Source organism: Streptomyces sp. NPDC046900 (genome assembly GCF_040644975.1).
GTDB lineage: Bacteria > Actinomycetota > Actinomycetes > Streptomycetales > Streptomycetaceae > Streptomyces.
In genome coordinates, this window is record NZ_JBEYXD010000024.1 from 26,190 (window position 1) to 39,494 (window position 13,305).

The following is a 13,305-nucleotide window of genomic DNA, read 5'->3' on the forward strand; positions in this document are numbered from 1 at the left end:
CCGACGTCTTCTGCGCGGGTACGGTCCTCTACCCGATCAGCGAACCGGCACGATGGCGGGCCGAGCAGACCCACGATTTCGACCCCCGGCCGCGCTCGCCGACGCGGCATCAGCGACGACAGCGGACCGCGCGGCCAGCACGAACTACCTTGCAAGACAAGCGAGTTCACGCCGCCTCCGGGACCAGCATACGTAGCCGGGCGCGGGCGGGCGAACACATCCCCTTCTCTTGATGCGATCACGGCAGCCGTGGCATACAGGTACAGACCAATCCCTCGAGGGGAGGCAGGCCGTGCGACGCATGCCCGGGCTGGTGATCTGCGGTTCCGTCCTGCTGCTCGCGTCCTGCGCCTGGGGCGGGCAGCACGCCGGCGAAGGCAAAGGGGTCCCCTCCGCCCCCCTGGGGGTGACGGCCGTGGCGGGCAGTGCGACCAGCGTGCACGTGATGTGGAACCAGGTGGCCGGGGGCCCGGACATCACCGCGTACGAGGTCTACCGCGGCTCTGCCGAGGTGCAGGAGGTGCCGGGCGCCGAGCACATGGTGGACGTCACCCGGCTCGACCCCGCGACGTCCTACGTCTTCACGGTCCGGGCGCGGAGCGCCGACGGCGCCGTCGGTCCGGCGAGCCAGGCGGTCCGTGCCACCACCCCCGCCGCGGTCACCGCCGACGAGCGGCCGCCGTCCCGCCCCGGACGCCCGTCCGGCAAGGCCGTCGGCAGCCGGGCGGTCCAGCTGGCCTGGAGCCGGTCGACGGACGACCGCGGGGTGGTCTCGTACGACATCTACCAGGGCGGCTCGAAGATCCACAGTGTGGGCGGCGCGCAGACGGCGACCGTGGTCACCGGGCTGCGGCCGGGGGCCCGCTACTCGTTCACGGTGCGCGCCCGGGACGCGGCCGACAACCTCTCACCGGCGAGCGAGGCGGTACGGCTGACCACTCCGGCCGGTGCCGGCGACGGGCGGGGCACCGCGCCCGCCCGGTTCGGTGCCACGACCCACCGCGCCGGAGGGGCGTACCACCTGGACCTGGCCTGGGTCCCGCCGCGGGTGGACGGTCTCGTCACCGAGTACCGGATCGACCTGGACGGACAGCCCGCCACCTCGCTCGTCTGGGGCGGAACGGCGCCGCGCGCCGAGGCGACCTACAGTTTCTATGTGGGCCGGGAGGCAGGCGTGACATACAGGGTGCGGATCCGGGCGAAGCTGCCGGACGGCACCTGGGGCGGCTACTCGGCGGAGCGGACGGTGACGACGGGCGGTTGACTCGCTCCGGTCGCCCTCCGGTCAGCGCCTTCCGGTCACCGCTTTTCGTGCCCGGACAGCTGCCCGAACTCCTCCAGGGCATGGGTCAGCCACTGGATCCAGAAGGTCTCGACCTCGATGCCCGCTCGCAGCACGAGGTGCTGGAGGCGGTCCTGTTCCGAGTCCTTTCCGGGCCCGAAGTCACGTTGCTCGATGTCCTGGTACTCCGCCAACTGCTGCTGGTGCAGGGCGAGATGGCGGCGCAGATCCGCCTCGATACCCTCGGTTCCGACGACGGCCGCCGCCCGCAGCCGCAGCAGCAGCACATCGCGCATCGGCCTCGGGTCCTGCGGCGCCGCCGCCCAGCGCTCGAGTTCGGCGCGGCCTGCGGGCAGGACCTCGTAGGCCTTCTTCTGCCCGCGGGCCGGCTGTTCGGTGGGCAGGGCCCGGATCAGTCCGTCACTCTCCAGCCGCCCCAGCTCCCGGTAGATCTGCTGGTGGGTCGCCGACCAGAAGTAGCCGATCGACCGGTCGAACCGGCGGGTCAGCTCCAGTCCGGACGACGGCTTCTCCAGCAGGGCGGTCAGGATCGCGTGCGGGAGTGACATGGGGTCATCCTAAGGAGGCCGCGCGACGCTCCTAGAGCGCCGCCGCAACCTCCGTGCCCTGCTTGATCGCCCGCTTGGCGTCCAGCTCGGCCGCCACGTCGGCACCGCCGATCAGGTGCGGCGTCCGGCCGGCGGCCAGCAGTTCCTCGTACAGGCCGCGACGCGGCTCCTGTCCGGTGCACAGCACCACCGTGTCGACCTCCAGGACCCGGCTCTCGCCGTCCACGGTGATGTGCAGCCCGGCGTCGTCGATCCGGTCGTAGCGCACACCGGGGACCATGGTCACACCGCGGTGCTTCAGCTCGGTGCGGTGGATCCAGCCGGTGGTCTTGCCGAGCCCGGCGCCGACCTTGGTGGTCTTGCGCTGCAGGAGGTGGACGGTGCGCGACGGGGCGGGCCGCTCGGGCGCGGCCAGGCCGCCGGGGGCGCGGTAGTCCATGTCCACGCCCCAGTGCCGGAAGTACGTCGCGGGGTCCTCGCTCGCCTTCTCCCCGCCGTCGGTGAGGTACTCGGCGACGTCGAAGCCGATGCCGCCCGCGCCGAGGACGGCGACCCGTTCGCCGACGTGGGCGCCGTCGCGCAGCACGTCGAGGTAGCCGACGACGCTCGGGTGGTCGATGCCCGGGATCTCGGGGGTGCGGGGCGTGACGCCGGTCGCGACGACGATCTCGTCGTGACCTTCGAGGTCGGCGGCGGCCACGCGGGTGTTCAGCCGGACGTCCACGCCGTACGACTCGAGCTGGGTGCGGAAGTAGCGCAGCGTCTCGTCGAACTCCTGCTTGCCGGGCACCTTCCGGGCGATGTTGAGCTGGCCGCCGATCTCGTCCGCGGCGTCGTAGAGCGTGACCTCGTGGCCCCGCTCGGCGGCGGAGACGGCGCAGGCGAGCCCGGCGGGGCCGGCGCCCACCACGGCGACGCGCTTGCGCAGCCGGGTCGGGGACAGCACCAGCTCCGTCTCGTGGCATGCGCGCGGGTTGACCAGACACGAGGTGATCTTGCCGCTGAAGGTGTGGTCGAGACAGGCCTGGTTGCAGCCGATGCAGGTGTTGATGGCCTCGGGGCGTCCCGCCTCGGCCTTGGCGACGAAGTCCGGGTCGGCCAGCATCGGACGGGCCAGCGACACCATGTCCGCGCATCCGTCGGCGAGCAACTGCTCTGCCAGCTCGGGGGTGTTGATGCGGTTGGTCGTCACCAGGGGGACGGACACGGCACCCATGAGCTTCTTGGTCACCCAGGTGTAGGCGCCGCGCGGCACGGAGGTCGCGATGGTCGGGATTCGGGCCTCGTGCCAGCCGATCCCGGTGTTGATGATCGTCGCGCCCGCCGCCTCGACCGCCTTGGCGAGCGTGACGACCTCGTCGAGTGAGGAGCCGCCGGGAACGAGGTCCAGCATGGACAGCCGGTAGACCACGATGAAGTCCTCGCCGACCGCCTCGCGGATCCGGCGCACGATCTCCACGGGGAACCGCATCCGGTTCTCGTACGAGCCGCCCCAGCGGTCCTCGCGCCGGTTGGTCTGCGCCGCGATGAACTCGTTGATGAGGTAGCCCTCGGAGCCCATGATCTCGACGCCGTCGTACCCGGCCTGCCGGGCCAGTCGTGCCGCGCGTGTGTAGTCGTCGATGGTCTGCTCGACCTCGGCGTCGGTGAGCGCGTGCGGCACGAACGGGCTGATCGGGGCCTGGATGGCGCTGGGCGCGACAAGGTCCTGGTGGTAGGCGTACCGGCCGAAGTGGAGTATCTGCATCGCGATCCTGCCGCCCTCGCGGTGCACGGCCCCGGTGACGACGGAGTGCTGCTCGGCCTCCGCCTCGGTGGTGAGCTTGGCACCGCCCTCATAGGGGCGTCCGGCCTCGTTGGGCGCGATGCCTCCGGTGACGATGAGCCCCACTCCCCCGCGCGCCCGGGCGGCGTAGAAGGCGGCCATGCGCTCGAAGCCGCGCTCCGCCTCCTCCAGGCCCACATGCATCGAGCCCATGAGCACGCGGTTGGGCAGGGTGGTGAAGCCCAGGTCGAGCGGGGTCAGCAGATGCGGGTAGCGGCTCATCGGGCCCTCCGTACGGCGTGTCGTTCCTCCGTTGTAGACGACGACCGCCCCATTGTGCAACTAGTTGCACAATGGGGCGGGAGAGCGGCGCCGGTCCGCTTCCCCGTCACCGGGCGGCCGGGCGGCGCAACGGGGTCCGCTATCGCTTCACACCGATCAGCACGGTGGCGTACAGCTCCTCCGAGGCGGAGAGCCGCACGTCGAGCCCGCCCCGGGTGAACGCATCGACGGCCGCGGGCACCTGGCCCTCGCTCGTCTCGACCAGCAGGAAGCCGCCCGGGGCCAGCCATCTGGACGCCTCGGCGGTGACCCGGCGCAAGACGTCCAGGCCGTCGAAGCCGCCGTCGAGGGCGACGAGCGGCTCGTGGTCACGCGCCTCGGACGGCAGCAGCGCCACCTCTTCGGTCGGCACATAGGGGACGTTCGCGGTCAGGATGTCGACGCGCCCGCGCAGCCCGTCCGGGAGCGCCGCGAACAGGTCCCCCTCGTGCACCCGGCCGCCGTACGGGGCGAGATTGCGGCAGGCGCAGCGCACGGCGACCGGATCGATGTCCGCGGCGTGCAGTTCGGGACCGTCGAGCGCCGCGGCGAGCGCGGCGCCGAGCGCGCCCGAGCCGCAGCACAGGTCCACCACCAGGGCGGCGCCGCGCCCGAGTGCGACGGCCTGGTCGACGAGGAACTCGGTGCGGCGGCGGGGCACGAAGACGCCCGGCTCCACGGCGACCCGCAGTCCGTGGAACTCGGCCCAGCCGAGGACCAGTTCGAGGGGCAGACCCGCGACGCGCCGGTCGACCATGGCGGCGGCCTCGTCGGAAGTGCGGGCGGTGGCGAGAATCAACTCGGCCTCGTCCTCGGCGAAGACACAGCCGGCGGAACGGAGCGTGAGAACAACGTGGGGAAGCGAAAGTGGTGGCATGGAGCCGGGAAGCCTTCCGGTTGACCGAAGGGCACCCTCGCGGTCACCTACCGGCGGTGATCCGCGCTGTCGTGAGGCGAGAGCACCCGAGCCGACACAGCGGTAATGGGTCTCACCTCCTCGGCCACGACCGGCCGGGGCGATCCGAGCCGGGACGGTCACCTTAGCAGGAGGGACTGCGCTGCCGACGGGTTCCTCCCGCCCATGCGGACTCCTGCACCCCCTCCTTCGAGTTGTACAGTGCAACTTGAAGTGCGAGGAGGTCCGGTGAAGGCAGCCCAGAGCTCCGGCGAGACCACCGCCGCGGACCGCGGCGCCGGTCCGGGCGGGGCTGAAGCGGCCCTGGAGGCCATTCACCGCGAGATGACGGCGTTCGCCCGCCGCGCCCGCGCCTCGGCGGGACGGATGCATCCGGAACTGTCGCTGGTCTCGTACACGTTGCTCGGGCACCTGGAGGAGAGCGGCGGCTGCCGCGCCACCGACCTGGCCGCGCACTACGCGCTCGACAAGTCCACCGTCAGCCGTCAGGTCGCCGCGCTGGAACGGGCCGGACTGATCGGGCGGCAGCCCGACCCGGACGACCACCGGGTGCAGGTGCTGCGTCTGACCGACGCGGGGACGCGGATCCTGGCGCAGGTCACCGAGAGCCGCCGCGAGGCCTTCCGGGAACGCCTCGCGGGCTGGCCGAAGGCGGACCTGGAACGCTTCGCGACGTATCTGACGCGCTACAACAAGGCGGCGGGCACCGTAGTGGACGGACCGTCCGCGAAACCGGCCGGCTGACCGGCGCTCCGCGGGCGGGCGGACTCTTCGGCGCGCTGCCGGTTCCCTCCTCAGATCCCCACGGCCTGCTCGTCCCCCGCGTGCTGCGGAACCCGCGCCGAGAGGAACTTGGTGGCGCGGCGCAGCCGGAAACCGAGGGACTCGTAGAGCCGGATGGCGTCCGTGTTGCCCGCGCCGGTGTGCAGGAACGGGGTCTCGCCGCGCTCGCGGATGCCGTGCGCGACCGCCAGGATCAGCCGGGTGGCCAGCCCCTGGCCCCGGAATTCAGGGGCGGTGCACACGGCGCTGATCTCCGTCCAGCCCGGCGGGTGCAGCCGCTCGCCCGCCATGGCGACCAGGGCGCCGTCCCGCCGGATACCGAGGTAGGTGCCCAGCTCGATGGTGCGCGGCAGAAACGGGCCGGGCCGGGTGCGCTCCACCAGGTCCAGCATCTCGGGCACGTCGGCCGGGGTGAGCCGTACGGCCTCCGGATCGGGCGCGGCGGCGAGTCCTTCGTCGACGAGCTGTACTCCGTCGACGGCGAAGGTGATCTCCCAGCCCGCCGGGAGCTGCCCGCGGAAACCGGGGATCGGGGCCTCCGCGCCGGGGCCCGCGAGCGCCGCGAGGTCGGCCCAGTCGTCGGCGTCGGGCTCATCGGGCAGGCCCACCCATGGCGACACGTCGTGCAGGTAGCGCAGGACGCGGCCGCGGCGCTCGGCGAAGTGGGCGTGCGGGCCGGTCAGCGAGGCGAGCGCGGGGTTGTCGAGGACGTGCCGTTCCGTACTCATTCGGCGACCTCGATCACGACCTTGCCGCGGGCGTGGCCGTCCTCGACGGCGCGCAGCGCGTCACCGGCCCGTTCGAGCGGGAAGGTCAGGGTGACGTACGGCATCAGCTCCCCGTCGTCCGCCATGCGCGCCAGTTCCTCGAGCACGGACGCGGTCCGGGCCCGGACGACACGCGCGCCGCCCAGCCGCTCCACCTCCTGGGCCGGTGCCCCGGCGGTGATCAGTTTCGAACGGTCGGCCGTCAGGGTCGCAGCCTCTGCCAGCACATCGCCGCCGACCAGGTCGAACACACCGTCGACGCCGTCGGGAGCGGCCGCCCGCACCCGCGACGCCAGGTCCGGACCCGGCGGGACGTGCACGGCGCCGAGCTGCTCCACGAAGTCCTTCTTGCCCTCGCTCGCCGTGCCGATCACGCGCAGCCCGAGAGCGCGGGCGATCTGCAGGGCGGCGACACCCACTCCCCCGCCGGCGCCGGTGACCAGCAAGGTCGCGCCCCGGGGCAGGCCGAGCTGGCGGATCCCGTCGTACGCGGTGGCGGCGGCGACCGGCAGGGCCGCCGCGTCCACGAAGGGCAGCCCGTCCGGCACCTGCGCGGTCACCGCGGCCTGGAGCAGGGCGTACTCGGCGTAGCCTCCGGCCACGGTGTTGCCGAAGACCGCGTCACCGACGGCGAAGCCGGTCACGCCCTCGCCCACCTCCTTCACGACGCCTGCGGCCTCGCTGCCGAACACCAGCGGGAACGCGGGTGAGCCCGTCTCGCCGGGACGGCGGTAGCCCGAGCGCAGCTTCCAGTCGATCGGGTTGACGCCCGCCGCGCGTACCGCCACAAGCAGTTGTCCCGGGCCCGGGCTCGGCCGGTCCACCTCGATGAACGCCTCGGTCTCCGGACCGCCGTACCGCGTGTACGCGTACGCCTTGGGCATGTCCCGTCTCACTCTCCTTCGCTGTCGCCGGACCACCCGTCGCGGAAGCCACCGACGCCGGCCACTACACGGCAAGGAAGATCACGGACCGGCTATTCCCGGGCCTGCGGAGAGTTCATACGTCCGCAATGTTCCGGCTCGACGAGACGGGAAGCAGGGCACTCGGGTGCGCGCGGGAATCGATCACACACGGCTGCGGGCCTGGTCCGGACGGTTCGGAGGCACGCTTCGTGCTCGAACGCCCCGGCCGACGCGGGCGCGGGTTCCGGGGCCAAATGGCCGGGAACCTCGCCCGGGAGGAGAATTGGCACAAAAGCCGTTTCATGTCGGAAGCATCCCGGGCCGCGTACGCACGCGGCCCTGAGCGGCCGTCCGTCGCCCGGAGGTCGGCGGACACGGCCGGTACACGGCATGACCCGGTCCCGGGCGCGGGAGGCGCCCGGACCGACGCCGTGCGGGTGCGGACCGGGGTGTCTGACGGCCCGGCCCCGGGTGGCGGGCGATTCGCCGCACCGCCGTCGGCGGTGTCCCGCCGAGGGGTTCTTCGTTGCCGGGGCGGGGACGCGGGTGCCAGAGGCCCGCGCGGGGAACGGCCGGGCCCTCCACGAGCGGGACGTGGCGGCAAGGAGGTCGACATGCGAACCCGGGTGCGCGGCTGGCGCTGGCGACGCAATCCGCTGCGCCGCCGCTCCGATGTGATCGAGGCGTGGACGGCCCTGCTCGTCGCCGTACTGCTGTGCGTCGGAGCGCCGCTCGCCGGTACGGTCGCGGCCTGGACGGCGTACGACGACGCGCACTCGACCCAGGTGAGCCAGCGCGCCCAGCGCCATCAGGTGTCCGCGGTGCTCGTCGAGGACGCCCCGAGCCCTGCTCCCTCGACGCAGGGCACCAGGCAGCCCCTGTACGACGTGAAGGTGCGCTGGAAGGAACCCGGCAGGGGCACGCGCACCACGGTGGCCCAGGTCCCCGCGGGCTCGCGGCGCGGCGAACGGACCGATGTGTGGCTGGACGCCAGGGACCATGGCGTCGCCGCCCCGCCGAGTGACGCGGCGGTGTGGCAGCACGCCCTGACGTCGGGTGTCTGGGCCGCGGGCGGAGCAGCCGGAGCCGTCCTCCTGGCCCGCGCCGTGAACCGCCGGGTCGCCGAACGCCACCGCATGGCGGAGTGGGAGGCCGAGTGGGCCCGGACGGGTCCCGACTGGAGGCGGCGCACGGCATGACGGGCCTTGCCCCTCCCGGGGCGCGATCGAGGTCTGGCGTGGGCTGCCGCGACGACCGTACGGTGTGATCATCTCGATCATCCGTGCTCCTGTCGTCAAAGGTGGTTCCTCATGGCCCTGTTCGACCTGCCGCCCGACGAACTCCGGGCATACCGCAGCGTCTCGGTCGAACCGGCCGACTTCGACGCGTTCTGGACGAAGACGCTGCAGGAGGCCCGCGAGCACGAACTGGACGCCCGCTTCGAGCCGGTCGACACCGGTCTCAAAACGCTCCAGGTGTACGACGTGACGTTCGCCGGGTTCGGCGGCCATCCGGTCAAGGGCTGGCTGACCGTTCCGGCATCCGTGGACGGGCCGCTGCCCACGGTGGTGGAGTTCGTCGGCTACGGCGGCGGACGCGGCCTTCCGCATGTGCATCTGCTGTGGGCGTCGGCGGGCTTCGCGCACTTCGTGATGGACACACGGGGGCAGGGCAGCGCATGGGGCGGCGGCGGGACGCCCGACCCGGTGGGCAGCGCTCCGGCCTTTCCCGGGTTCATGACGCGCGGCGTCGAGGACCCGGAGACGTACTACTATCGTCGGCTGTTCACGGACGGTGTGCGTGCCGTCGAGGCGGCCCGTGCGCACCCGTTGACCGACGCCTCCCGCACCGCGGCCGTCGGGATCAGCCAGGGCGGCGGCATCACGCTCGCGGTCGGCGGTCTCGTACCGGATCTGGTGGCGGTCGCCCCGGACGTGCCCTTCCTGTGCGACTTCCCGCGCGCGACGACGCTCACGGACCGGCAGCCGTACCGGGAGATCGGCAACTACCTCAAGACCCACCGCGGCCGCACCGAGCGGGTGATGCGGACGCTGTCGTACTTCGACGGTGTGCACTTCGCCGCCCGCGGCCGGGCTCCCGCGCTGTTCTCGGCCGCGCTGGAGGACCAGACCTGCCCCCCGTCCACGGTTTTCGCCGCCTTCAACGCGTGGGCGCACGACGACAAGAAGGTCGAGGTCTACGACTTCAACGACCACGAGGGCGGTGGCCCCTACCAGGAAGCGGTCAAACTGCGCTGGCTGGCGGCCCGTTTCTGACGAGCCGCGAGGAGACGCCGAGCCGGGCCCGTCCACGGGACCGGGGACACACCCTTGGTGAACGTCGCCGCGTCGCGGGCCCTGTGGGGCGCCACGGGCCGGATTCGGCCGATCTTCCGGACCGCCCTTCCCTGGTGGTTTAGACCAATGCTAGATCTGGTCGCGCACTGATCCCGCACGGCTACGTCTTGTCACCAGGAGGCGCGGACATGGCCCGCTCCACCCGACCCGACCACCCTCGACCCCGCCCGCAGGAGGACCCGCTCTACTGGCGGATCGCCACCCAGCTGCTCGGCGAATTGCGTGACGGCGTCATCCCGCCGGGCGAACGACTCCCCGGCGAACGGCAGTTGGCGGCGCACTTCGGCGTCAGCCGGGAGACCGTACGCCAGGCCCTGCAGATGCTGCGCCGCGGAGGGCTGGTCGCCACGGACCGGCGCGGCAGTCATGCGGTGCTGTCCGGCGCCACGGCCGACCACGCCCCCTCGCTGGTGTTCCCGGTGGGGGCGCAGGACGCGGATCCCGCCCGGGCGACCGTCAGCTGGGAGGTCCCCTCCCCCGAGCACGCCCGGGCGCTCGGCCTCGCGCCCCGGAGGCCCACTCTCGTGCACCGGTACGCGTCGGCGGCGGCGGACGGTTCCGGGACACGGTCGGCCGTCACCTCGTTCTCCCCGGTCGCGGTCACCGAGGTGCCGGAGCTGGCCCGCTACCGCGACCGGGCGGACGGGCGGGCCGCCGCCGAGCTGTGGCGCGCCTACGACTGGATGCGCACGGCGGGACTGACCCTGCACCACCGCGACGCGATCACCCCGCTGCCGCCGTCCGTGCGGGTGACACGCCATGTGCACGACCAGTGGGACCGGCCGCTGGAGATCACCGAACTCGTGGTGGAGACCCAACGCGACGCCCTGGTCTACGAGTTCACGCTGCCGGCGGCCGGCTGACCGCCCGGAACCGCCGCGACCAGGGCGTCGACGTCGGGATGGAGCAACTGGGCGGCGTCCTGGCACATCCCGGCTGGTCCCTGGAGAAGCTCTGCTCGTCGGTGATCGAGACGCTGCCCACGCGGGCACCGCGTGACGACGTCACCCTGCTCCTGGCCCGGGACCTACACACTCAGCTCGGGCGCGACCGCGTGCTGGGACCTGCCCTGCCACCCCGCGGCCGTCACTGCGCTCGGACCTGCGGTGTACCACTGTCCCGCGTGGCCACGATCAGCCTGCAGCGCGGGCTGCCGTCGGGCCTTCGGCCGAAGCCGGGCAGTGGCCCATGGGCCACGGTGAAACCGGCACGCGCCAGCTCACGGCGGACGTCATCGAAGCGGAACGTCCGGTAGTACATGACGAACGGCGGCCGCCGGACGGCGTTGCGCACGCGCATCACGGTGTCGAAGCCGAGCAGCGCCCAGTACCAGGGCGAGACCGGTCCTGGCGGGGCCCCGATCGGGAACACGAACCGTCCGCCCGGCCGCAGCACCGAGTGGACCTGCGCGAACAGTCCGGGCAACTCGCGTGGCAGAAAGTGGCCGAACGCCCCGAAGCTCACGGCCAGGTCGAAGACCGGGCCGAAGGGCAGGGCGCGGGCGTCGGCACGCACCCAGTCGACGCGCGGCGAGCCGCCCGAGGACACCTGCTCGCGTCCGACGGTCAGCATCCCGGCGCTGAAGTCGACGCCGGTGACGCTCTCACGGCAGACGGAGCGCAGCACCTCCATCCCCGCGCCGGTGCCGCAGCACAGATCGAGTCCGCGCTCGAACGGACCGAGATGCGCCAGTGCCGCTTCGACCGCTTCGAGGACGGGGTCGGGGGTGCGGAAGGGGGTGTGGTCGAACTTGGGCGCGAGCAGGTCGTAGCCGTGCTCGACCGACGACAGCGCCTGAACGGCCAGCTCGCGGAGGGTGGGACCGTGCGGGGAGAACATCACGGCCAGCTTAGGCGCAGCGGGGCGCACGGGGACCCGATCACCCCGGATCGTTCGGACCGGATCGACTTCGTTCAAGGAACGACGGACGGCGACGAGGCCGCGCGTGCTCCCGTATGGTCCCCTCCGTGACCACGTTCCGTCCCGCCCCCGCCTGGCTGGCCGACGCTGTCTTCTACCAGATCTATCCGCAGTCGTTCGCCGACTCCGACGGCGACGGCATCGGCGACCTCAACGGGGTCGCCGAGCGCCTCGACCACCTCGCGTGGCTGGGCGTCAACACCGTGTGGCTCAACCCCTGCTTCGTCTCCCCCTTCCGCGACGCGGGGTACGACGTCGCCGACTACCTGAGCATCGCGCCCCGCTACGGGTCCGCCGAAGATCTGGCGGAACTCGTCGACGAGGCGGGCCGCCGGGGCATCCGCATCCTGCTCGACCTCGTGGCCGGGCACACCTCCGACCGGCATCCGTGGTTCAGGGCATCCGCGGACGACCCCGACGACCACCGCTACATCTGGGCGCCCCAGGGCCGCCGCCCGCAGGGCTTCGTCGCCTCTCCCGGCACCCGCCCGGGTTCGTATCTGCCGAACTTCTTCGACGTCCAGCCCGCCCTCAACTTCGGCTATGCGCGGGAGGATCCGGACGAGCCCTGGCGTCAGCCGGTGGATGCCGAGGGCCCGCGCGCCAACCGGGCCGCGCTGCGCGAGATCATGGACCACTGGCTCCGGCTGGGACTCTCCGGCTTCCGCGTCGACATGGCGGCCTCGCTCGTCAAGGACGACCCGGACCGGACGGAGACGGCCGCGGTCTGGACCGAGTTGCGGCACTGGCTGGACGGGGCCCATCCGCAGGCAGTGCTGCTGTCGGAGTGGGGCGACCCCGAGGTCTCCGTCCCGGCCGGCTTCCACACGGACTTCTTCCTGCACTTCGGCGGCTCCACGGACGGTCTGGCCCTGCGTTCGCTGTGGAGCAACGGCGAGGGCACGGTCGACGCGCGCTGGGACCCGCTGGACTGCTTCTTCGACCCGAACGGCCAGGGCTCCGCGCGCCCCTTCGTGGAGGCCTACGACAAGGCGGCCGCGGCGCTGGGAACCTCCGGTTTCATCTCCCTGCCGACCTCGAACCACGACTTCTCCCGCCTCAACTGCGGGCCCCGCACGGCGGAGCAGCTGCCCGCCGCCTTCGCGTTCCAGCTGACCTGGCCGACGCTGCCCGCGATCTACTACGGCGACGAGATCGGCATGCGCTACGTCCCGGGCCTGCCGGACAAGGAGGGCAGCGTGCTCGGGCCGCGGTACAACCGGGCGGGCTCGCGCACCCCCATGCAGTGGGACGAGGGCTCGAACGCCGGGTTCTCCACGGCTGCCGAGGACCGTCTGTACCTCCCCCTGGACCCCTCTCCCGACCGTCCCACCGTCGCCGCGCAGCGCGCCGACGAGGCCTCCCTGCTGCACCTCGTGCGCCGACTGATCGCCTTGCGCAGATCCGCTCCGGAACTCGGCCCGCGCGCCTCGCTGGAGGTGCTGCACACCGGGTACCCGTTCGTGTACGTCCGGGGCGGCCGCTATCTGGTGGTCGTCAACCCGCGGCGCGACGAGGCCCGCCATCCCCACGCCGCTACCGGCCGCCCGCTGGCGTCCTCGGGAGTGGAGCTCACCGACGGCGTGATCACGGCCCGCGGATTCGGCTACGGCGTCTTCGAACTCGACGGCTAGAGCGGTGGGATGCCCGGGACGGGTCCCGGGCATCCCACGCGTCCTTTCCTCCACGCCGTGAGGGCGACCGACTCCCCGGTACACGC

Annotated in this window: 12 protein-coding genes; 6 read left to right on the forward strand and 6 right to left on the reverse strand. The window is 72.5% G+C overall.

Translation table 11 applies throughout. From position 1 onward, the window contains the following. The first annotated feature begins 301 nt into the window (after positions 1-301). A complete protein-coding gene (locus tag ABZ904_RS23350; RefSeq protein ID WP_360994131.1) occupies positions 302-1,264 on the forward strand; it encodes a fibronectin type III domain-containing protein in 963 nt (320 codons plus the stop codon). Positions 1,265-1,299: 35 nt separating this feature from the next. On the opposite strand, the gene ABZ904_RS23355 is transcribed toward ABZ904_RS23350, so the two are convergent. From ABZ904_RS23355 to ABZ904_RS23365, 3 genes are all read right to left on the reverse strand, one after another. Further along, positions 1,300-1,851 carry a PadR family transcriptional regulator gene (locus ABZ904_RS23355; protein ID WP_360993826.1) on the reverse strand — a complete coding sequence of 184 codons (552 nt, stop codon included), beginning with the start codon at positions 1,849-1,851 and terminating at the stop codon, positions 1,300-1,302. Positions 1,852-1,882: 31 nt separating this feature from the next. Next, complete coding sequence (locus tag ABZ904_RS23360; RefSeq protein ID WP_360993829.1) at positions 1,883-3,898, reverse strand: NADPH-dependent 2,4-dienoyl-CoA reductase; 2,016 nt, start codon at positions 3,896-3,898, stop codon at positions 1,883-1,885. Positions 3,899-4,037: 139 nt separating this feature from the next. Beyond that, positions 4,038-4,814, reverse strand: a complete 777-nt coding sequence (locus ABZ904_RS23365; protein ID WP_360993832.1) for a putative protein N(5)-glutamine methyltransferase — start codon at positions 4,812-4,814, stop codon at positions 4,038-4,040. Between the two features lie 363 nt (positions 4,815-5,177). Here ABZ904_RS23365 and ABZ904_RS23370 point away from each other — a divergent pair, with 363 nt between their 5' ends. Next, the gene (locus ABZ904_RS23370; protein ID WP_359396565.1) at positions 5,178-5,597 is read left to right on the forward strand and encodes a MarR family winged helix-turn-helix transcriptional regulator; all 420 of its coding nucleotides are present in this window, start codon (positions 5,178-5,180) and stop codon (positions 5,595-5,597) included. 50 nt (positions 5,598-5,647) lie between these two features. Here ABZ904_RS23370 and ABZ904_RS23375 read toward each other — a convergent pair whose 3' ends face one another. Next, the gene (locus ABZ904_RS23375) at positions 5,648-6,364 is read right to left on the reverse strand and encodes a GNAT family N-acetyltransferase (protein ID WP_359396400.1); all 717 of its coding nucleotides are present in this window, start codon (positions 6,362-6,364) and stop codon (positions 5,648-5,650) included. Next, the gene (locus ABZ904_RS23380) at positions 6,361-7,287 is read right to left on the reverse strand and encodes an NADP-dependent oxidoreductase (protein ID WP_359396402.1); all 927 of its coding nucleotides are present in this window, start codon (positions 7,285-7,287) and stop codon (positions 6,361-6,363) included. The genes ABZ904_RS23375 and ABZ904_RS23380 overlap by 4 nt, the downstream gene beginning before the upstream one ends. Positions 7,288-7,922: 635 nt before the next feature. Between ABZ904_RS23380 and ABZ904_RS23385 the strand changes: the two genes are divergently transcribed. The 3 genes from ABZ904_RS23385 to ABZ904_RS23395 all read left to right on the forward strand — a co-directional run bounded on the left by ABZ904_RS23385 (position 7,923) and on the right by ABZ904_RS23395 (position 10,528). Then, complete coding sequence (locus ABZ904_RS23385) at positions 7,923-8,507, forward strand: hypothetical protein (protein ID WP_359396404.1); 585 nt, start codon at positions 7,923-7,925, stop codon at positions 8,505-8,507. 111 nt (positions 8,508-8,618) lie between these two features. Further along, positions 8,619-9,584, forward strand: a complete 966-nt coding sequence (locus ABZ904_RS23390; protein WP_360993839.1) for an acetylxylan esterase — start codon at positions 8,619-8,621, stop codon at positions 9,582-9,584. A 209-nt stretch (positions 9,585-9,793) separates the two neighbouring features. Continuing rightward, positions 9,794-10,528 (forward strand): GntR family transcriptional regulator, encoded by a 735-nt coding sequence (locus ABZ904_RS23395; protein WP_361825350.1) that lies wholly within the window; start codon positions 9,794-9,796, stop codon positions 10,526-10,528. A gap of 223 nt (positions 10,529-10,751) precedes the next feature. On the opposite strand, the gene ABZ904_RS23400 is transcribed toward ABZ904_RS23395, so the two are convergent. Further along, positions 10,752-11,504 (reverse strand): class I SAM-dependent methyltransferase, encoded by a 753-nt coding sequence (locus tag ABZ904_RS23400; RefSeq protein ID WP_360993842.1) that lies wholly within the window; start codon positions 11,502-11,504, stop codon positions 10,752-10,754. A gap of 128 nt (positions 11,505-11,632) precedes the next feature. On the opposite strand from ABZ904_RS23400, the gene ABZ904_RS23405 reads away from it, so the two are divergent. Beyond that, the gene (locus ABZ904_RS23405; protein WP_360993845.1) at positions 11,633-13,219 is read left to right on the forward strand and encodes an alpha-amylase family glycosyl hydrolase; all 1,587 of its coding nucleotides are present in this window, start codon (positions 11,633-11,635) and stop codon (positions 13,217-13,219) included. Positions 13,220-13,305 lie beyond the last annotated feature (86 nt).